This window comes from Sphingopyxis sp. MWB1, from assembly GCF_000763945.1.
Lineage (GTDB): Bacteria > Pseudomonadota > Alphaproteobacteria > Sphingomonadales > Sphingomonadaceae > Sphingopyxis.
In genome coordinates this window covers 1,370,236-1,390,375 of sequence record NZ_JQFJ01000002.1, presented here as the reverse complement: position 1 = coordinate 1,390,375, position 20,140 = coordinate 1,370,236, and the positions used below count along the sequence as shown (strand labels likewise).

The window sequence follows — 20,140 nt, the reverse complement described above, 5'->3', positions numbered from 1 at the left end:
GGCGTAAGGGGCAGGGAAAGTTGTTTTGGGATATGTTCTATAATTTTTCAGCGCATTGAATGATCATGCTGCTGACGATTACGTTCGACGTTATCCAGAACCGGAGATGTGGCGCGGCACTTACGCTATGATCCGGGACAATCCATGGAAGTGAGTTATGGCTGATTACGACTACGACGTCCTTGTCATCGGTGCCGGTCCCGGCGGTTATGTCGCGGCGATCCGCGCGGCGCAGCTGGGGCTCAAGACCGCGTGCGCCGAAGGGCGCGAGACGCTGGGCGGCACTTGCCTCAACGTGGGCTGCATTCCGTCAAAGGCGATGCTCCACGCGTCCGAATATTTCGAAGCGGCGGCGGGCGGCGCGATGGCGGCGATGGGCATCAAGGTAAAGCCCGAGCTTGACCTGCCCACCATGCACGGCCAGCGCAAGGATGCAGTCAAGGGCCTGACCGGCGGGATCGAATTTCTGTTCAAGAAGAACAAGGTCGACTGGCTGAAGGGCTATGCCCAATTCACGTCGAAGGACAGCGTCGAGGTCGCGGGCAAGACTTATCGCGCCAAGAATATCATCATCGCGACGGGATCGTCGGTGACGCCCCTTCCGGGCGTCGAGGTCGACAATGACAAGCAGATCATCGTCGATTCGACTGGCGCTCTCGAACTGGCAAAGGTGCCGGGCCACATGGTCGTCATCGGCGGCGGCGTGATCGGCCTCGAACTCGGAAGCGTCTGGCGCCGCCTTGGCGCCAAGGTCACCTGCGTCGAATATCTCGACCAGATCCTGCCCGGCATGGACGCCGATGTTCGCAAGGAAGCGAACAGGATTTTCAAGAAGCAGGGTGTCGAATTTAAGCTCAAGACCAAGGTGACCAAGGCCGAGGTGAAGGGCAAGAAGGCGGTGCTCACCCTCGAGCCGGCGGCCGGCGGCGAGGCGGAAACGCTCGAGGCCGATGTGGTGCTCGTGTCGATCGGGCGCAAGCCGAACACCGATGGCCTCGCGCTCGACAAGGCGGGGCTGACGGTCAACCAGCGCGGCCAGATCGAAACCGACCATGATTTCCGCACGACGGTCGATGGCATCTGGGCGATCGGCGACGTCGTCCCCGGCCCGATGCTCGCGCACAAGGCCGAAGATGAAGGCATTGCCTGCGCTGAAAATATCGCGGGGTTGACCGGCATCGTGAACCATGATGTCATCCCCTCGGTCGTCTATACCTTCCCGGAAATCGCCGGCGTCGGCCTCAGCGAGGAACAAGCGATTGAAAAGGCGGGCGGCGACAAGGCGGCGGTCAAGGTCGGCAAATTCCCGATGATGGCAAACAGCCGCGCTAAGACCAATCACGAACCCGATGGTTTCGTAAAGGTGATCGCCGACGCCAAAAGCGACCGCGTGCTGGGCGTCTGGTGTATCGCCAGCGTTGCGGGCACGATGATCGCCCAGGCCGCGCAAGCGATGGAGTTTGGCGCGACCAGCGAGGATATCGCCTATACCTGCCATGCCCATCCGACACATAGCGAAGCGGTGAAGGAAGCGGCCATGGCGGTGACAGGCAAACCCATTCACATATAAGATTAAGGGAAAAGGATATGACGGCGAAACATCGGCTCTTGGGGACGGTTTCGCTGTCCCTTTCTCTCCTCTTCGGATCGGCAATCGCCCCGGCGCAGGCCGCGCCGGTTGCCCCGATGGCGGCTGCTTCCGCCACCCCCGATATCGCCGCCGTCAACCAGCGACTGACTGCGCTCCTCGACCGAGAGTATCCCTCGCTGGAGGCGCTGTACAAGGATATCCATGCGCATCCCGAACTGGCGATGCAGGAAGTCCGCACCGCAGGTCTTCTTGCCAGGGAACTTCGCAAGGCCGGCTTTACCGTCACCGAAAAGGTTGGCGGCATGGGCGTTGTGGGTGTGCTTCGCAACGGCGAAGGCCCCACCATCCTGGTCCGCGCCGATATGGACGGCCTGCCGATGGAGGAAAAGACCGGCCTCGCCTGGGCCAGCAAAGCGCGCGCCACCTATGAAGGGCGTGAAACGGCGGTGATGCACGCCTGCGGCCATGACACCCATGTCGCCTATCTGGTCGGCGTGGCCCGCGCCCTGTCGGCGCTGCGCGACAGCTGGTCGGGCACGGTGGTGCTGATTGGGCAACCGGCGGAAGAAACGCTTCAGGGCGCCCGCGCGATGCTTGATGACGGATTGCTGACCCGTTTTCCCAAGCCCGATTTCGGCTTTGCTGCGCATGTCAGCAATCTTCCGGCGGGCAGCGTTGTGATCAAATCGGGGCCGACCACTTCGGCATCGGACAGCTATGCCATCACTTTTCACGGGCGCGGTGGTCATGGCTCGATGCCCGCCGCGACCATCGACCCCATTCCAATGGCGGCGCGCTTTGTGACCGATGTGCAAACGGTGATCAGCCGCGAAAAAAATCCCGCGGCCTTTGGCGTGCTCACCATCGGCGCGATCAATGCGGGCAGCGCGCCGAACATCATCCCCGACAGCGCCGAGGTGAAGGTCAATCTCCGCTCGCAGGCCCAGGATGTGCGCGATTTGCTCAAGGGCGGCACCATCCGCGCGGCCAAGGCGGCGGCACAAATGGGTGCGGCCCCCGATCCGACGATCGACTATCTGGGCGGCACCGGCGTGCTGGTCAATGATCGCGCCATGGCCACGGCGGGCGCAGAGCTGCTGAAACCCGTGTTCGGTTCGGGGCTGATCTTTGCCCCCGCCGATGCGGCTCCCTTGTCGGGAAGCGAGGATTTCTCGGAATATGTAGACGCAGGGGTGCCGTCGCTCTTTTTCGGTATCGGCGGATATGATCCGGCGGCGCTCGCGGCACTCAAGGAAAAGGGGGAGGCGACCCCGACCAATCACTCGCCCTTTTTCGCGCCCAATGCCGACCCGGCGATCCGTAACGCGGTGACCGCGATCACCCTGTCCATCATCGGAGGCGTGCGCCCAGACGCTGGCTAGGCCAGGGGATATTTGAAGACGCAAATCTAGGGGCTCCGGCGCAGGCGGGAGCCTGTCTCCGACCGCCAAAAATGACCCCAACCCCGGCGGCCACCACCCTCGTCATTGCGAGAAGCCCGGCCCCGCCCGGGCGCCGAAGCAATCTCCAGCTATCCGCCCCACAGGCAATGCCCACGCCGCCGACTTTCGCCGGCCGCACAACGGGCCTTTACGGACGCAGCAGCAAAGGGAAGTCCCCCCGTCGCCATCCCTTTCAACTTATCGCCGCAAAAACGACCGTGAGAGACATAGAATTCCATTTAACTTATTGAATAATAACAATATTATACCAAGCTGCTTGCCAGCCCTAGGTGACGCTGCGTGGTACTTTCGCCAACTTCCGCCCTTGCTGAAAATCAGGCCTCATCGTCCTCGACAATCCGCCGCATCAGCCAGCATTCGGGGCCATAGGCGGGATAGGGGGACAGGCGGGCAAAGCCCTGCCGCTCCCAATAGCTGTCGGCCCCGGCGACCGCGATCAAGCCGATCTCGCCCAAGGCTTCCGCCCGGGCGCACGCCACGACATGCGCCACCGCCTCGGCCCCCGCGCCGCTCCCCCGCGTCGCGGGAAGCAGCGCGATATCATGCAGGTAAAATGTATCGGCATCCGCCGGAATCGCCCCCAAAACCTCGTTGAGCGCAGGCGGTGTGGCGCGGTGCCAGGGGTGGGAAATCAGATAGCCAAGCGGCGTGCCATCGCGTTCGAGCATCCGGCAGCCGCTGGGATAGAGCGCCAACCGTTCGGCGAAAGCGGGCCGCTCCTCGCTATAGGCGGGGCCGTGAACGGCATCGGCGATGACCACGACATCATCAAGGTCGCTGACACGCATCAGCCGCCATTGGGGCCGCTGCTGGGGGGAGGGGGATTGAGCCATAATGGTCCCCACTTGCCAGAGCGGCCACCCCTTGTCACCACCACGCGACAGTCACCGGATTTGGCAGTATAGCGCTCGCCATGATTCCCGATCTCACTCCCTTTGTTGGCATTATCGATCTTGCGGGCATTGGCGTTTTCGCGCTCTCTGGCGCATTGATGGCCGTGCGGATGCGCCAGACGCTCGTGACTGCCAGCTTCTTTGCGCTGCTCACCGGCGTCGGCGGCGGCAGCGTGCGCGATCTGCTCATCGGCGCACCCGTTTTCTGGGTGCAGGACGGCGCGGTTGCGGTCGTCTGCATCGGCATGGCTTTGATCGTCTGGTTCACCCCCGAACGCTGGTGGCAGGGCCAGCTTCTCGAGTGGGCCGATGCCGTCGGTCTCGCCTGCTATGCGGTTTTCGGCACCGCCAAGGCGATGGCGTGGGGCGTTCCCGTTGTTCCCGCGCTTTTGATGGGGATTATCACCGGCTGTGTCGGCGGGATTATCCGCGACGTTCTGGCCGGTGCACCGTCGATCATCATGCGCCCGGAAATCTACGTCACCGCCGCCGCGCTCGCCTCCAGCCTCTATCTGCTGCTGCTATGGCTCGGCGCGGGCACTCCCATTGCCGCCGTGACCGGCGCGCTCGCCGGCTTTGCGCTGCGCGGGGCGGCGATCCGCTGGCATTTGGGATTGCCCACCTATGACCAGACCCATGGCGCCTGACACCGCACAGCAATAGCCTGGGCCCAGGGGCACGGCACCGCCGCGCGACCCAGATCCGGTGCGATCCTACCGCAACAGAGTCGCAAGCGCTGTAACCCAGGCCTTATTCTCCGCCCCCGCGCTCCGGGGAGTAGCAGGGCGATAGGCGCGGCAATCGAGGCAGGCGGCCTGGATCGATCCGCTGCGGGTAAGCAGCGCGATATCGGCGATCACCCGCCGTTCGGTGAGCTGGCGGTTCATCGCCGCCAGGCCAAACCAGCCCCGCGGGGCGGTGGCGGTTTCTTCCTGTTCGCCGCCCATCCACTGGGCCAGCATCTTGGAAAATTCGCTTGGCTCGTCCTCAAAATATTTGGCGTGATATTCGCCCTTGATGCCAGCCCGCTTGGCAGCGTCGGCAAGCGCGTCGGACAGGCCGCCGAACTGGTCCACCAGCCCCAGTTGATGCGCCGTTCCACCTGCCCAGACGCGCCCTTCGGCGATCTGCTGCACTTTTTCCAGCGGCTGCTTGCGGCTCTTGGCGACCAGCCCGGTGAAGCGATTATAGATGTCTTCGACGCTCGCCTGAGCAAGCTGATTAAACTCGCTGTTCACCCCGCCCAAAATGTCCGGCTGTCCCGACAAGGGCGTGGTGGCTATGCCGTCGGTGGTCACACCGATATTGGCGAGCGTCTTTTCAAAGCTCGGCAAAATTCCGAAAACGCCGATCGAACCCGTAATCGTATCGGGCTCGGCAAAAATGCGGTCGGCGGGGGTAGATACCCAATAACCGCCCGACGCCGCGACATTGGCCATGGAAACGACCACGGGCAGTTTCTTCGCCTTGGCCGCGAGCAGCGCCTGGCGGATCTCTTCCGATGCCGTGACCGATCCGCCGGGCGAATCGACGCGCAGCACGATGGCCTTCACGCCGTCGTCAGCGACGGCGTCGAGGATATGCCCGGCGATAGTTTCCCCGCCCGCCGTGCCGCCTGTGGCTTCGCCGTCGATGATCTCGCCTACCACCGGGACCACGGCGATGGTCTCACCGGGCATTTCCGGCGGGTTGGCCGCGACCCAGTTTTGCAGCGGAATCGCTTTATATTCCCAAGGGCGACTGTCATCGGCGACACCCGCAATTTCGGCCACGCGGCGTTCGAACGCCATGCGGCTGCCAACCTTGTCGACCAGCCCGGCATCCAGTGATGCCTTGCTGAGATCATTACCCGCCGCTGTCACAGCGCCTGCGGTATCGGCGAGGAAAGGCTCAATCTTGGCGGCCTTGCGCGCCGTTTTCACGTCCTCAAGCCAATTGTCCCACAGGACGCTGGCATAAGCGACATTGGCTTCTTTCGCCTCGGGCGATTGGTCGCTGCGCAGGAAAGGCTCGACCGCGCTTTTGAAAGTGCCGACGCGATAGATGTTCGCGGTAACGCCCAACCGGTCCATCAGCCCTTTGTAGTAAAGGCGCGATCCGCCGGGCCCCGCAACGGCAACGCCGCCAATGGGATCGGTCCACACTTCGTTCGCATGGGCGGCCAGTTGATAGCTGTCGGTGCTATAGCCGGTGGCAAAGGCCAGCACCGGCTTCTTCGCGGCACGCACCTTGTCGATGGCTTCCCCAACCTCCGAAAGCGAGACCTGTCCGCCGCCAAGAAAGCGGTCGAGGTCAAGCACGACCGCTTTGACGCGTTGGTCGGTCGCGGCCGTTTCGAGTGCATGGACCACATCGCGTACGCGAATTTCACGCAAAGGGTCACTGCCCGACACAGCGGTCAGCGGGTCGATCTCGGCCGGCTGTTCAGTCAGAATGCCGTCCAGCTCGACAAGCAGCGCACCTTCGTCCACCGGCAACGCCGCATTGGGTCGCCCGGTCAAAAGGGCGAATAAAGCGATGAAAAACAAAAGCAGAAAAACCAGCGCCAGCCCGTCCTTTATCCCAACGAGAAGTCGCCATATTTTGCGCGGAAAGCTAGTGGCGGTTCCGTTCTTCTCGTTTTTGGAACCGGTGTTCCGCAGCGGAATGGCCCAGGGGCCGGTGGAATCCTTGGGAGGGAGTGCGCTATTGTCCGTCATTGCCGCAAATTAGGAGGCGCGTGCTAGTTTGGCAATTGGTGGATCGACCGGCGGACCAATCTTTTCCACCGGCGGCGTCACAGCCATTTTTCGCGGCGATACCATCGCACCGTTTCAGCAAGTGCATCGCGCGTGCTTATTTCCGGCCTCCATAGTTCAGGAGGAGGCGCAGCATCGGGGCCTGCGGTCCAATCGGGATGGGCGATATAGCGCGCGCGGTCGGGGGTCAGCTTGGCGCCGCTCCGCCGCAGCGCCTTGTCGATGCGCCCTCCTGCCTTGAGTAGCAGCGTCGGGATAGCGAGCGTTGACACATGGCGGCGCCCAACGGCGCGGCCAATTTCCTGGGCAAAGGCGCGGTGCGACCATCCGCCGGGGTGGCCATCGTCGACCTCATAGGTCGCGCCGATGCTCGCATAGCGGTCGCCGCAGAGAGCGACGAGCAGGCGCGCCAGCTCCTCGACATAAATCGCGGACATGCGACCAGTGGGCGGCAGCAGGGCAATGCCGCGTCGTGCCATGCGGAACAGGTCGAGCATTTCGGTGTCGCCGGGGCCGAACACGGCAGGCGGCCGCACAATAGTCCAGTCTAGCCCGCTTGCTCGCACCACCGTCTCGGCGCGCGCTTTGGACCAGCCATAGTTCGATAGATCGGGCTCGCGCGCGGCGAGTGAAGACACATGGACAAAACGGCTGGTTCCCGCTGTCCGTGCGGCATCGACGACATGGCTCGTCGCCACGGCATTGCCCGCTTCAAAAGCAGCGCGGTCGGGGACGTTGACCACCCCCGCGATGTGCAGCACCACATCGGCGCCTGCAACCATTTCTGCCAGACTGTCAGGCTGGTCGAGCGCGCCCGAAATCCATGTCACCCCCTTGCGTGCGGGCTGTGGCCGCCGAGTGAGGGCGCGCACCTGCCAGCCCGTCGCAAGCGCCCGGGTCAGCGATGCCCGGCCCACAAAGCCAGTGGCGCCGGTCATCGCGAGGATGGGCGGGGGGGGCGCCTGATCGGGCGGCAGGATGGTCACAGCAGCACCATATGGTCGCGGTGCACCACTGCACTGCGCGGAGCATAGCCAAGCGCTGCAGCCTGCGCTTCGCGTCCCAGCCCCAATATGGCGGCGGCATCGACGGCGGGATATTCGGACAGGCCGCGTGCGATAACGCGGTCATCTGGATCAGCGATATCGAGAATATCGCCGCGTGCGAAATCGCCGCTGGCGGCGCGAACCCCGGCGGCGAGCAGGCTGGCTCCGCCGCGTAACGCCTTGACTGCGCCCGCGTCGATGGTCAGCCGCCCTTTGGCGGTCAGTCCGCCCGCGAGCCAAGCCTTGCGTGCGCCGGCGCTTTTATCGGCAACGAACAAGCTGTGCCGCGCCGCTGTGGACAGGGGCCGTTCGACCCGGCCCGATGCAATGGCGAGATGGGCTCCCGCTGCATTGGCGATACGTGCGGCGGCGATTTTGGACACCATGCCGCCGGATCCCATCCCCGATGCCGATCCCGTGTCCGCCATCGCCTCAACCACGGCGTCGATCCGCTCAATCCGCTCAATGTGGCGGGCGCCGGGCTGGGCAGGATTACGGTCGTAAAGCCCGTCAATGTCGGAAAGCAACAGGACGCCCTGTGCCCCCGCGGCTTGTGCAACCCGAGCCGCCAGCCGGTCATTGTCGCCGAAACGAATTTCCTCAGTCGCGACGCTGTCATTTTCGTTGATCACCGGCACAACGCCCAGACCCAGCAAGCGATTGAGCGTTGCGGCGGCGTTCAGATAGCGGCGGCGATGTTCCAGATCGTCCAGTGTCACGAGTATCTGGGCGGCCGTCAGTCCCTCGGCGCCCAAAACATCGGCCCAGACGCGGCTGAGCGCAATCTGCCCTGTCGCCGCCGCCGCCTGCGCATCTTCCAGACTGGCGCGCCCCCCTTTGGACAGGCCGAGTTTTCGCGCGCCGAGCGCGATAGCGCCGGAGGAAACCACAGCGATTTGCTGGCCGCTTTGGGCGCGAAGGGCGATATCGGCGGCGATTCCGGCAAGCCAGTCGGCCCGGACCGCGCCGCTGTCATCGACAAGCAGCGCCGATCCGATTTTGACGATCAGCCGGGAACAGGTGGCGGGCGCGAACAACATGTCCCGCCGATAGCGCGGGACGTCGTCCGCGCCAATGCCAAGCTTATCGCGCGCCGCCGAAGGTGTAGCTGAGCGCAATACCGGCCGACGGCTGGCTGCGTGTGCCAAAGCTGCGGGTGACAGGCGAAGAGGCGGCGTCGCCGACCAGCCGGTCATAGCGCGCATAGCCCGCGACGCCCCAATGACGATCGAACTGGTGCAGATAACCGACCGTCATGCCGACTGAGCGAATCCCGCCGCCGGGGTCAAAGGCGTCGAGGTCCGAAGCCGCAGCTTCACTCGGCGTTACGCCGAAATAGGTGCGATGCATTTGGGCATCGCCCAGCGTGACGCGGGGCCCGACGGACAAAAGCCAATCGTCGCCTTCACGTGCAACATAATCGACGCCGATATCGCCATTCCAGCCCTTGTGCCCGCTCACCGCTTTGCGGGCTTCGGCGCGGAGGCGAAATTCGGGAGTGATCCATGCCTGGACAAAGCCCCCCAGCTCGATGCTGCGTTTGATGGACGGGAGAATATCATCGGTATCGGAGGCGCGGCGTTTGCCAAGCAGATTGACCGCCGGGCCAATAGAAAAACGATGATCACCCAAAAGACCCAAACCCGCGCTCTCGTCGGGCGCTTCAAATTCCATGGGCGTGCCGACAGGTGAACGGGAGAGGTCGAGGAAGGGGCCTATACTCATATCCTTGGAGCCAGGATATTCGGGCGTCATCTGCGGCCCCAAAAACACACGGGTACGCATCGGCGCCTCTTCGCCGGTCTGAGCATGAAGCGGGGCGGGTGTCGCTGTGACCAGAAATACAGCGATCGATGAGCGAACAATAATTTTGGGGGACATGCTTACTCCTTGGTAGATCTCATATCCCCGGCGCGGCTTTTCGTTCCCTCTTGGCGGTCAGAGCGGCGACCAGTCACCGTTTTCCTGCGCTTCTGCGGCCGACTTTCGACTCGGGCCAATGGCTTCGAGCAGCTTGTCGAGGACGGCATCTATCCCTGTTCCGCTGGCTCCCGACAGAGCCATCACCGGCAGGCGACTTTCACTTTCCAGCTCGGCTGACAGAGCGGCGATCAGCTCTTCGTCGAGGGTGTCGACCTTGTTCAGTGCCACGATCACTGGCTTGTCGGAAAGCCCGCCACCATAAGCTTCTAGCTCGTCGCGCACGATGCGATAGCTTGTCCCGACATCCTCGTCATTCGCGTCGACCAGATGCAAAAGTACACGGCAGCGTTCGATATGTCCAAGAAATCGGTCGCCCACTCCCGCACCATCGGCGGCGCCCTCTATCAGTCCCGGTATATCGGCGACGACAAACTCCTGTCCCTTGTGCGTCACGACGCCGAGCTGAGGACGGGTGGTGGTAAAGGCATAGGCGCCGACCTTGGCCTGCGCATTGGTGACGGCGTTTATGAAGGTCGATTTTCCGGCATTCGGCAGGCCGACCAGGCCGGCATCGGCCAGCAGCTTCAGCCGTAGCCACACCCACATTTCCTCGCCCGGCCAGCCCGGCCCATGTTGGCGGGGTGCGCGATTGGTCGAACTTTTATAGCTGGCGTTGCCGCGCCCTCCATCGCCGCCGCGCAGAAAGGCAACACGGTCCCCTTCTTTGGTCAGATCGGCGAGCAAGCTGCGTTCGTCGTCATCGGCAAGTATCTGCGTGCCCACGGGCACCTTGATCACCAGATCGTCGCCGCCCGCACCGGTCCGGTCGCGTCCCGCGCCGGGGGTTCCGCGCCGTGCCTTGAAATGCTGCGTATAGCGAAAGTCGATCAGCGTGTTCAGCCCGGCGACCGCTTCGAAGACGATATCGCCGCCTTTTCCGCCATTGCCGCCGTCGGGGCCGCCATATTCAATATATTTCTCGCGCCGGAAGCTGACGGCGCCGGGTCCGCCGTCGCCCGACTTGATGAAAATCTTGGCTTGATCGAGAAAATGCATGGAAGACCTTTACGACGCCGGGCGTCAAAAGCGAAGTAGGAAGGCGCGCTGCGACGATGAGGCCGACCAGCCGCGAGCCATTTTGCACTGCTTCTGCCGGGGCGCGGGAAATGAAGAGCGGGGGCTTTAGCGAGTATGTGGGCGATTAGCGAGTCCGTCGCAGCCTTTCCCCGATACCCTTATCCGTTGACGGGCTTTCCCCCATGCTCCGCCCAAAAGGCGGCCATGCGGTTGGAGATCAACTCGGCGGCCAATGCACGGGCTGTATCGCGGGGAAGATCAAGTGCTGCCGCCATAGGTCCGCCCAGCTGCGCATCCCCTAGTGCCATCAGCACCAAGGCCAGCGTATCTTCGTGCATCAGTCTCTTTTCCTGTGCATCGGGCGCCATGCCGTCGATCAACCGATGGATTGATTCGATGATCGGGTCGAGCGCATCTTCATTGCCGCTCATCAACATCCAGGAAGCAAGGCCCCCCGCACCGCCTTCGTCAAAAGCATCGAAGGCCAGATCGACGATCTCGCGCACATTACGCTCACCCGGAGGAGTCGATGCCATTTTTTCGCCAATGGTCGCGCAGACTGTTTCGGCGAGATAGGCCGCAAGTGCCTTTTGCAGTCCCGCCGCGCTGCCAAAATGGTGGAGAAGATTGGCGTGCGTGCGGTCGATGCGCCCCGCTACCGCCTTCAGCGTGACGGCCTGTGGCCCCGCTTCGATCAGTATCAGGCGTGCGGCCTCCAAGGCGACGGAGCGGCTTTCCTCCGGCGTGAGCCGCTTCTTGGTGATCGTTGCCACTGTATGTAATTCCTATCTATTACCCCAAGGCCTTTGGGCCTTTCTTATGTGCGCCTTTACGCCCCTTTTTGGCGAAGGTGAACCTATGTCCTCCGCAACAGAGCTTGCTGCTTGCACTGCGGGCCCGGAAATTGAGGCAGAAAGACGCTTTTGGTTGGCGGTCTCGTTCGCCTGACACCGGGGGTCGCAGTGGCGGGTATGCTTCCCTTTCCCGCGCCAGTGCACCCCTGTGGCAGCTCCATGTTCCTTTGAGGTAAGGAAGAGGAGAGGTGATTGACCGGGGCAGCCCGGATGGGCATGACTGGATGATGATCCGTGCGGCCCCTATGCTCAAAACCGAGCGTCTCTGTCTTCGGTCCCAGCGTTTTGCAGACAAGCAGGCGCATATCGCCATGTGGGCCGATCCGCGCGTCACGCGCTTCATTGGGGGCGATCCCCGCGCACCGGACGCCAGTTGGCAGCGCTTTTTGGGAGCGGCGGGGCTATGGCCGGTGATGGGCTTTGGCTATTGGGTGTTCGCTGATCGAACAAGCGATAAGCTGATCGGCATGGGCGGCCTGAGCTATTTCTGCCGCGGTATCCCCGAATTGGAAGATCTGCCGGAGGCCGGCTGGGCCTTTGATGCCGACCATTGGGGCGCGGGCTATGCCACCGAGGCGATGCGCGCCGCGCTTGGATGGGCTGACGAAAATCTGGACGCCAAAGAGATACGCTGCATTATTGATCCTGACAACGCACTTTCGGAACGCGTATCGGCGAAACTCGGCTTTCGGCGTATCGGCGAAAGCGATGCGCTCGGGCATATTGTGGCGATATATAGTCGGCCGCGAGGGGGATGATTGCTACGCTGGCTCTACCCCCAGGACGCCGCCGTCTGCGGTAACAACGCGCACCTTGCTGCCCGCTGCTGCATCGGGTCCGCAGACCGGCCATTCGCCATCGCCGACCTTCGCGCGGCCCCGACCATCCTCAATCGCTTTGGTTACGGTCAGTATTTCGCCGACGAGTCGTCCGGCGCGTTGATTGAGATGCGGATCGCTGCTGTTGATCGGATTGTCACGAAGCCAGTGTCGCGCGCCATAGAGAACGATGAAGGACAGCACGGCAAACAGGCCTAATTGGGCGGGGATGGCCAGTGGCAGCACCCACACCAGCGCACCCGTAATGATCGCGGCTGTGCCCAGCCAGATCAGAAAAAAGCCCGGCACCAAAATCTCGATCGCGACAAGCAGCACGCCGAGGGATAGCCAGAGCCAGTGGGGGGCCATTACTAACGGACTGTCTGCCATATTATTTCTCCGCCTGATTTCCCGGACGGCCAAGGGCGTCGCGTGCCAGTTCACCGATTCCGCCCAATGTCCCAATGAGTTGCGTCGCCTCGACGGGGAAGAGGATGGTCTTGCTGTTGGGGCTGGTGGCAAATTGCTCCACCGCTTCGACATATTTTTGCGCGATGAAATAGTTGATGGCCTGCGCATTGCCATTGGCGATGGCGTCGCTCACCATTTGTGTTGCCTTGGCTTCGGCTTCGGCCTCGCGTTCGCGCGCTTCGGCGTCCCGGAATGCGGCTTCGCGGCGCCCTTCGGCCTGTAATATCTGTCCTTGCTTCTCGCCCTCTGCGCGCAGGATTTCCGAAGCACGCATCCCTTCGGCTTCGAGGATGGCGGCGCGCTTTTCGCGTTCTGCTTTCATCTGGCGGGCCATGGCGTTGGAGATGTCGGCGGGCGGGCGGATGTCCTTGACCTCGACGCGGGTGATCTTCACGCCCCAGGGGGTGGTGGCATCGTCGACGACATGCAGCAACCGCGCATTGATTTCATCGCGTTTGGACAGGGTTTCGTCGAGATCCATCGACCCCATGACGGTGCGAAGATTGGTCGTCGTCAGGTTCATGATCGAGAGATAAAGGTCGCTGACCTCATAGGCGGCCTTGGCGGCGTCAAGCACCTGAAAGAACACCACCCCGTCGACCGCGATCATCGCATTGTCCTTGGTGATGATTTCCTGCCCCGGAATGTCGAGCACCTGCTCCATCATATTCACCTTGCGTCCGACGCGGTCGAAGATCGGCATGATGAAGTTGAGCCCGGGCTGCGCGGTGCGCGTGTAACGGCCAAAGCGTTCGATGGTATAGGCATAGCCCTGCCGAACCGGGGTCAGCGTCCACACGATAAACACCAGTGCCAGCACCACCAGCGTCAAAGCGAAGGCCATCATATATCTCCCCAATCAGAATAAAGCGGTGCGACCTGCTTTCCTTATTGCCCGGCAGGCGCGGTTAAGCCAGACAAAAGCATATGTTTGTGCCCGATATTGCCCCCCGTTCGCTCCTTTATGTTCCCGCATCCAATGCCCGCGCGCTGGAAAAGGCGCCGGGACTGAAAGCCGACATGATCATCATCGACCTGGAGGATGCGGTGCCCCAGGAGCGCAAGCGCGAAGCGCGCACCGCCATGCGCGCGGCGGTGGAGGCGGGCTTTGCAGGAAAGAGGGTCGCCGTGCGGATCAATGGCACGGGGAGCGCGCATCAGGCCGAGGATATCGCCGCCATCGCGGGGCTGGCGCTCGATGCGCTGGTGCTGCCCAAGGTCGAGCGGCCCGCCGACCTTGATCCCTTGCGCGGCTGCGGCCTGCCGCTGTTCGCGATGATCGAGACCCCGGCGGCCATTTATGCCGCGCGCGACATTGCCGCTGACCCGGCGGTGCGCGCGCTGATCGCGGGGCTCAACGACCTTGCCCATGAGCTGCGGCTTCCCGACGCGATGGATCGCGGCGCGATGAGCCATGCCATTCAGGCGATTGTGCTGGCCGCGCGCGCGGGCGGCGTCTGGGGTTTTGACGGGGTTTATAATGCGATCGACGATGCCGCGGGCTTTGCCGCCGAAGCCGCCGAAGGGCGGCGGCTGGGGTTCGATGGCAAGACGCTGATCCACCCGTCGCAGGTCGAACCCTGCAATAGCGCCTTTGCGCCCAATGCGCGCGAGATTGCCGAGGCCGAAGCGCTGGTTGCCGCTGCAACCGGCGGAGCCCAGCGTCATGCGGGACGGATGATCGAGGACATGCATGTCGCCGCGGCGCGCGCGCTGCTCGAACGCGCCCGCCGCTGAAGATCGCCGCGTGGGCAGCCGCCTCAAGGGGGCGATATTCTCGGCCAGCGATGCCGAGCGTTCGACCAACGCATCTTGCCGGGGTGGGGCGATCATGCAATGCGGCGAGGGATGAAGAAACCGACCTTTCGAGCCGCGCTGGCGGCTTCCGCCCTGATCGGCCTTGCCGTTCCCGCCATCCCCGCCGCTTTTGCTGCTCCCGTCGCCGCCGACACACCCATCACCGAGGCAGAGCTTGCCGCGCATATCCGGGTGCTGGCGAGCGACGCCTTTGAAGGGCGCGCGCCCGGCACGGCGGGCGAGGATCGCACCATCGCCTATATTGCCGGCGAATGGGCGCGGGCGGGGCTGGAGCCCGTCAAAGGCAGCGACACGCCCTGGCTTCAGCCGGTGCCGCTGGTCGAAAGCCGGTCACTGGGCGGCGAAGCGCAGTTTCGCGCCAAGGGACGGGCGATCAGGCTCGATCCGCAGGGTCTGTTGCTGAACAGCCGCGATGCCGAAGCTTCGCTCGACAATCTGCCGGTCATGTTTGTCGGCTATGGCGTCGATGCGGAGGGCAATGTGACCGCCGATGTCGCGGGCAAGGCCGCGATCATGTTCTTTGAAAATCCGCCCTATGGCAAGGATCTGCCCCGCTATCGCGAGCGGCGCCGGATGCTCGCCGAAGCGGGCGCCAAGGCGGTGCTGGTCGTTGCGCCGGAGGCGCTGGGTTGGGAGCGGCTGCGCGGCGCGATGAGCGCTGCCAGCATCGAGCGCGTGCAGGAAAGCGGCGAACCCGCCATCAGCGGTTTTCTGTCGCAGGCCGCGGCCGATACGCTGTTCAAACAGGCCGGGTTTGCGGTGGACCCATTGCGGCAGGCGGCCAGCGACCCCGGCTATCGCGGCGCGGCCCTGCCGCTGACCGCCGACCTGTCCGCGCGGACCGAGGTGCGTGCCTTTGACAGCCATAATGTGATCGCCCGCCTTCCCGGCGCCAACCCCGATGGCAAGGCGGTGCTGTTCCTGGGGCATTGGGACCATCTGGGCCTTTGCGCGCCCGAAGGGGCCGCCGACCGTATCTGCAACGGCGCCGTCGACAATGCGAGCGGCATCGCCGTGCTGATCGAAGTGGCAAAACGACTGGCCAAGGGGCCGCGCCCCGACCGCGATATTTATTTCCTTGCCACCACGGCCGAGGAAAAAGGGCTGCTCGGCGCCTATCATTTCGCCGATCATCCGGCGGTGCCCTTGTCCGACATCACGGTGGCGTTGAACCTCGATACGGTGGCGATCTCGCCGCGGGGCACGCCGGTGGCGACCATCGGACGCGGGCGCCCCGCCCATGATGCGCTGGTCACCGAAGTCGCGACGCGGCTCGGCCGCAAGATTGACAGCGATGGTGAAGCCGACCCCTTTGTCCAGCGTCAGGACGGCTGGGCCTTGGGCGCCAAGGGCGTCGCATCGCTGATGGTGGGCGGCAGCTTCTCCGACATGGCCCTGCTCGAAGCCTTTTTGGGCGATGATTACCACGGCCCCGGCGATGAATTTTCGGACAAGATCCCGCTGGGCGGGGCGGCAGAGGATGCCGATCTGCATGTCGCGCTGGGCCGGGCCTTTGCCGACAAGCAGCGGTGGCCGGGGACGGGGGATTAAGCCCTTTCGTCGCCCCCGCGCAGGCGGGGGCCGTGGTCGGCCTTTCCAGACGGCGCTTTTTTAGACTTCCAGCGGCCCCCGCCTTCGCGGGGGCGACGGGAATCAGGCCGCCTGTCGGGCGCGGTCGCTCACTTCCTGATTGAGCATTTCAGCCAGCAGGAAGGCGAGTTCGAGGCTTTGGCCCGCGTTGAGGCGCGGGTCGCAATGGGTGTGATAGCGGTCGGCCAGATCCATCTGGGTCACATCCATCGCCCCGCCGGTGCATTCGGTGACATTCTGGCCGGTCATTTCGATATGAATGCCGCCGCCATGGGTGCCCTCGGCGCGGTGAACGGCGAAGAAACCGCGCACTTCGGCGAGGATGCGTTCGAAGGGCCGGGTTTTATAGCCATTGCCCGTCTTGATGACATTGCCGTGCATCGGGTCGCACGACCAGACGACGGGATGACCCGATTCCTTTACCGCGCGCACCAGTTTGGGCAGATGCGCCTCGATCTTGTCATGGCCATAGCGGGTGATCAGCGTCATCCGCCCCGGCACATGATCGGGGTTGAGCGTGTCGAGCAGGCGCAGCAGCGCGTCGGCCTCCAGGCTGGGGCCGCATTTCATGCCGATGGGATTGCCGATACCGCGCAGATATTCGATATGCGCCGACCCTTCGAAGCGGGTGCGGTCGCCGACCCACAGGAAATGGCCCGACGTGTCATACCAGCCGCCGGTCAGGCTGTCCTGCCGGGTGAGGGCTTGCTCATAGGGGAGCAGCAGCGCTTCGTGGCTGGTGTAAAAGCTGGTGCCCTTGATCTGCGGCACGGTTTCGGGGGTCACGCCGCAAGCTTCCATGAAAGCGAGCGCTTCGGAAATGCGCGCGGCGGTTTCCTGATATTTCTGCGCCCAGGGGCTGCGGTCCATGAAATCATGGGTCCAGGCGTTGACCTGATGCAGATTGGCATAGCCGCCATGGGCAAAGGCGCGCAGCAGGTTGAGCGTGGCCGCCGACTGGTTATAGGCCCTGATCATCCGCTGCGGATCGGGCGCGCGGCCCTCTGCCTCGAACGCGATATCGTTGATGATATCGCCGCGATAGCTCGGCAATTCGGTGCCGTTCACCTCTTCCATGTCCGCCGACCGCGGCTTGGCAAACTGCCCGGCCATGCGGCCAAGCTTCACCACCGGCATTTTCGAGGCGAAGGTCAGCACCACCGCCATTTGCAAAAGCACACGGAAAGTGTCGCGAATATTATTCGGGTGAAATTCCGCAAAGCTTTCGGCGCAGTCGCCGCCTTGCAGCAAAAAGGCCTTGCCCTCGGCCGCGCGGGCGAGCTCGTTGGTCAATTCGCGCGCTTCGCCGGCAAAGACGAGCGGCGGATAATCGGCAAGTTCACGCTCCACGCGGGCGAGCTTTTCCGTATCGCCATAGGTGGGAAGTTGCCGGGCATCAAAATCGCGCCAGCTGTGCGGTTGCCAATTTTTCGTCATCATCCGTCTTCTACAAATTTCTACCAAATGCGTCGAATCGCGCGTGGACATGGCCCGAAAGGGTCGGGGAAGCAATGCGCGCGCCATTCTGCGTTGAGATTATTAGCATTTTAGCCACTTTTTCGCACCTATGCTTTTCTTGACTGGCGAAAAATGATAATTTGTTGCCGATTTGGGTGCTTCGAAGGACGGGCACCGGGCGCTGGGCAAATCGACAACGAAATTTTTGCGGCTCTGTGGGGAGGCGCGACACGGGACGATTTGGCTATGGCGAGCTTCGGTTCCCTATGGTTCGGCTATGCGGCCCTGGCACTGCTTCTGCTTGCCAGCCTTGGCGCGCGCGTCTCTGCGCTGGGCTTAGGGCTGGTCGGCGCCGCGCTGCTGGCTGCGATGCCCGCGCTGGCCTTGGGCCCGGACGTGATAGCGCTGATGCTGCTGGGGCTGATCGCGGCGGCCAATATGCTGCTGTTGGTGCGAGGCTGGCTGGACGAGGGGCGCCCGGTTTTCTCTCCGGAAGAAGAGGCGATGCGCCGCGCGCACCTGGCGCAATTGTCGCCCGATGCTGCCCGGCGGCTGATCGACCAGGGCGAATGGATCAGCGCCAGGCGCGGGCAGCTCCTGATTCGCGACGGAGAGGCGGCGCCGGGGCTTTTTTACATAGCCGAGGGCGATGCCGCGATGGTGCGGGATGGGAAGGATGCGGGGCTGATTGCCGAAGGCGCTTTGATTGGCGAGGCGATGCTGCTGGAGGGGGGAGCCTCCCGCGCTGAACTGACCTTGGCCAGGGATGCCCGGCTCTGGTTCATTCCCGCCACGATGTTGCGCACCTATCTGGCGGCCAATCCCGATGTGGCGGCACGCCTGCACGAAGGCTTTGCGCGCGCCTTGCGGGGAAAATTGTCGAGCAGCAACGCTCGCCTTAGCGAACGCGGGCCGCTATCATAGCGGGATGATGATCAAAATTTACGGTATTCCCAATTGCGACACGGTGAAAAAGGCGCGGCGCTGGCTCGACGATGCCGGGGTCGCCTATGATTTTCACGATTTCCGCAAGGATGGGCTGGAGCCTGAGCGGCTGCAAGGCTGGATCGATGCGCTGGGCTGGGAGGCTGTGCTCAACAAGCGGGGCACGACCTTTCGCAAGCTCGATGAGGCGGACAAGGCCGGTCTCGATGCGGCGAAGGCCAAGATGTTGATGCTCGACCAGCCGGCGATGATCAAGCGGCCCGTCGCCGAATGGGGCGAGGGGGTCAGCGTCGGCTTTTCGGCCGATGAATGGCGCGCGCGCCTTGCGGCATGAGGGCGCTGCTTGCTGCCGTCCTGCTGGCGCTTTCCACCGGCTGCGCGGCTGAGGAGCGGGTGGTGACCCCCACGCTGACCGGCGCGCCGCCGATCATCATCGCGCATCGCGGCGCTTCGGGCGAACGGCCCGAGCATACGCTGGCGAGCTATCGGCTGGCGATCGAGCAGGGCGCCGATTTTATCGAGCCCGACCTGGTGCTGACCCGCGATGGCGTGCTGATCGCCCGGCATGAGAATGAGATTTCGGAAACGACCGACGTCGCAGACCGCCCCGAATTTGCCGATCGCAAGCGGGTAAAGACGATTGACGGGCGCGAAGTGAGCGGCTGGTTCACCGAAGATTTCACACTGGCGGAGATCAAGACCCTGCGCGCGCGTGAGCGGCTGCCGCAACTGCGCGGTACGGGGCATGATGGCCGTTATGACGTGCCGACATTTGAGGAAATACTTGCGCTGCTCGAAGAGGTGAATGAGGGGCGGGAGGTGCCCATTGGCGTTTATCCCGAAACCAAGCATCCTGCCTATTTCGCGTCGATTGGCCTGCCGCATGAAGCGCCCCTGCTCGCGGCGCTCGCGCGCTTTGGCTATCGCGGGCGCGCCGCGCCGGTTTTTATCCAGAGCTTTGAAGTCGGAAATCTGAAGGCGCTGCGCGCGAAGAGCGACTTGCCGCTGATCCAGTTGATGGATGCCGAAGGCGGGCCCGCCGATCAGCCCGGCGCCAGTTATGCGGCGATGGCATCGCCGGAGGGGTTGAAAGCGGTGGCGGCCTATGCCGACGGCATCGGGCCGAACAAGGCGATGGTGATCCCGCGCGGCGCGCTCGGTGCGCTGGGAGAGCCGACGACGCTGGTGCGCGATGCCCATGCGGCGGGGCTGAAGGTGCATCCCTGGACCTTTCGGCGCGAGAATTATTTCCTGCCGCTGGAGATGAAAGCGGGGGTCAATCCGGCGGGGCATGGCGATGTGCAGGCCGAAATTCGCGCCTATCTGGCCGCGGGCATCGACGGATTGTTCAGCGACAATGTGGCGGAGGCGACCGCGGCGCGGCGTTGAATCGCGCCGGGGAGCGCGCCTTGCATTGCCGCTTTCGCAGCGCAGCATAAATCGCTAGGCTCCCGC

Annotated in this window: 19 protein-coding genes; 9 read left to right on the top strand and 10 right to left on the bottom strand. The window is 63.5% G+C overall.

Annotated features, from left to right (window positions below; genetic code table 11):
• Positions 1-157: 157 nt before the first annotated feature.
• Both lpdA and JV18_RS0107155 read left to right on the top strand, forming a co-directional pair.
• Complete coding sequence (lpdA, locus tag JV18_RS0107160; RefSeq protein ID WP_033073966.1) at positions 158-1,570, top strand: dihydrolipoyl dehydrogenase; 1,413 nt, start codon at positions 158-160, stop codon at positions 1,568-1,570.
• Between the two features lie 17 nt (positions 1,571-1,587).
• Positions 1,588-2,973 carry an amidohydrolase gene (locus tag JV18_RS0107155; protein ID WP_200879075.1) on the top strand — a complete coding sequence of 462 codons (1,386 nt, stop codon included), beginning with the start codon at positions 1,588-1,590 and terminating at the stop codon, positions 2,971-2,973.
• Positions 2,974-3,368: 395 nt separating this feature from the next.
• Here JV18_RS0107155 and JV18_RS0107150 read toward each other — a convergent pair whose 3' ends face one another.
• Positions 3,369-3,887 carry a GNAT family N-acetyltransferase gene (locus tag JV18_RS0107150; protein WP_033073965.1) on the bottom strand — a complete coding sequence of 173 codons (519 nt, stop codon included), beginning with the start codon at positions 3,885-3,887 and terminating at the stop codon, positions 3,369-3,371.
• An 80-nt stretch (positions 3,888-3,967) separates the two neighbouring features.
• Between JV18_RS0107150 and JV18_RS0107145 the strand changes: the two genes are divergently transcribed.
• On the top strand, positions 3,968-4,594 hold the full coding sequence (locus JV18_RS0107145; RefSeq protein ID WP_033073964.1) for a trimeric intracellular cation channel family protein: 627 nt from the start codon (positions 3,968-3,970) through the stop codon (positions 4,592-4,594).
• A 66-nt stretch (positions 4,595-4,660) separates the two neighbouring features.
• On the opposite strand, the gene sppA is transcribed toward JV18_RS0107145, so the two are convergent.
• The 6 genes from sppA to JV18_RS0107115 form a co-directional block, all read right to left on the bottom strand.
• Positions 4,661-6,646, bottom strand: coding sequence for a signal peptide peptidase SppA (gene sppA / locus JV18_RS0107140; protein WP_052071804.1), 1,986 nt, complete (start codon positions 6,644-6,646; stop codon positions 4,661-4,663).
• Positions 6,647-6,723: 77 nt separating this feature from the next.
• Positions 6,724-7,623 (bottom strand): NAD-dependent epimerase/dehydratase family protein, encoded by a 900-nt coding sequence (locus JV18_RS0107135; RefSeq protein ID WP_033075075.1) that lies wholly within the window; start codon positions 7,621-7,623, stop codon positions 6,724-6,726.
• A 44-nt stretch (positions 7,624-7,667) separates the two neighbouring features.
• On the bottom strand, positions 7,668-8,771 hold the full coding sequence (gene proB, locus JV18_RS0107130; RefSeq protein WP_033073963.1) for a glutamate 5-kinase: 1,104 nt from the start codon (positions 8,769-8,771) through the stop codon (positions 7,668-7,670).
• 43 nt (positions 8,772-8,814) lie between these two features.
• Positions 8,815-9,612, bottom strand: coding sequence for a MipA/OmpV family protein (locus JV18_RS14655; protein WP_052071803.1), 798 nt, complete (start codon positions 9,610-9,612; stop codon positions 8,815-8,817).
• Between the two features lie 57 nt (positions 9,613-9,669).
• Positions 9,670-10,710 (bottom strand): GTPase ObgE, encoded by a 1,041-nt coding sequence (gene obgE, locus JV18_RS0107120; RefSeq protein WP_033073962.1) that lies wholly within the window; start codon positions 10,708-10,710, stop codon positions 9,670-9,672.
• A gap of 179 nt (positions 10,711-10,889) precedes the next feature.
• Positions 10,890-11,504, bottom strand: a complete 615-nt coding sequence (locus JV18_RS0107115; RefSeq protein WP_033073961.1) for a TetR/AcrR family transcriptional regulator — start codon at positions 11,502-11,504, stop codon at positions 10,890-10,892.
• 269 nt (positions 11,505-11,773) lie between these two features.
• Between JV18_RS0107115 and JV18_RS0107110 the strand changes: the two genes are divergently transcribed.
• The gene (locus JV18_RS0107110) at positions 11,774-12,343 is read left to right on the top strand and encodes a GNAT family N-acetyltransferase (RefSeq protein WP_235302942.1); all 570 of its coding nucleotides are present in this window, start codon (positions 11,774-11,776) and stop codon (positions 12,341-12,343) included.
• Between the two features lie 3 nt (positions 12,344-12,346).
• On the opposite strand, the gene JV18_RS0107105 is transcribed toward JV18_RS0107110, so the two are convergent.
• Together JV18_RS0107105 and JV18_RS0107100 are read right to left on the bottom strand one after the other, a co-directional pair.
• Positions 12,347-12,793: an NfeD family protein gene (locus JV18_RS0107105; RefSeq protein WP_033073960.1), complete on the bottom strand. Its 447-nt coding sequence runs from the start codon at positions 12,791-12,793 to the stop codon at positions 12,347-12,349.
• A 1-nt stretch (position 12,794) separates the two neighbouring features.
• Entirely contained in the window at positions 12,795-13,718 is a 924-nt protein-coding gene (locus JV18_RS0107100; protein ID WP_033073959.1) for an SPFH domain-containing protein, read from the bottom strand.
• Between the two features lie 83 nt (positions 13,719-13,801).
• On the opposite strand from JV18_RS0107100, the gene JV18_RS0107095 reads away from it, so the two are divergent.
• Positions 13,802-14,611 carry an HpcH/HpaI aldolase/citrate lyase family protein gene (locus tag JV18_RS0107095; RefSeq protein WP_033073958.1) on the top strand — a complete coding sequence of 270 codons (810 nt, stop codon included), beginning with the start codon at positions 13,802-13,804 and terminating at the stop codon, positions 14,609-14,611.
• A gap of 111 nt (positions 14,612-14,722) precedes the next feature.
• Entirely contained in the window at positions 14,723-16,243 is a 1,521-nt protein-coding gene (locus tag JV18_RS0107090; RefSeq protein WP_235302940.1) for a M28 family peptidase, read from the top strand.
• Positions 16,244-16,345: 102 nt separating this feature from the next.
• Here the strand turns inward: JV18_RS0107090 and JV18_RS0107085 are convergent, their stop codons facing one another.
• Positions 16,346-17,719, bottom strand: a complete 1,374-nt coding sequence (locus tag JV18_RS0107085) for a class II 3-deoxy-7-phosphoheptulonate synthase (RefSeq protein ID WP_033075071.1) — start codon at positions 17,717-17,719, stop codon at positions 16,346-16,348.
• 267 nt (positions 17,720-17,986) lie between these two features.
• Between JV18_RS0107085 and JV18_RS0107080 the strand changes: the two genes are divergently transcribed.
• Genes JV18_RS0107080 through JV18_RS0107070 form a run of 3 tightly spaced genes read left to right on the top strand, consistent with a single transcriptional unit; the run spans position 17,987 to position 20,074 of the window.
• A complete protein-coding gene (locus tag JV18_RS0107080; protein WP_033073957.1) occupies positions 17,987-18,664 on the top strand; it encodes a Crp/Fnr family transcriptional regulator in 678 nt (225 codons plus the stop codon).
• A 4-nt stretch (positions 18,665-18,668) separates the two neighbouring features.
• Positions 18,669-19,019: an ArsC family reductase gene (locus JV18_RS0107075; RefSeq protein WP_033073956.1), complete on the top strand. Its 351-nt coding sequence runs from the start codon at positions 18,669-18,671 to the stop codon at positions 19,017-19,019.
• Positions 19,016-20,074, top strand: coding sequence for a glycerophosphodiester phosphodiesterase (locus tag JV18_RS0107070; RefSeq protein WP_033075070.1), 1,059 nt, complete (start codon positions 19,016-19,018; stop codon positions 20,072-20,074). Before JV18_RS0107075 ends, JV18_RS0107070 begins: the two co-directional genes overlap by 4 nt.
• The last annotated feature ends 66 nt before the right edge of the window (positions 20,075-20,140 follow it).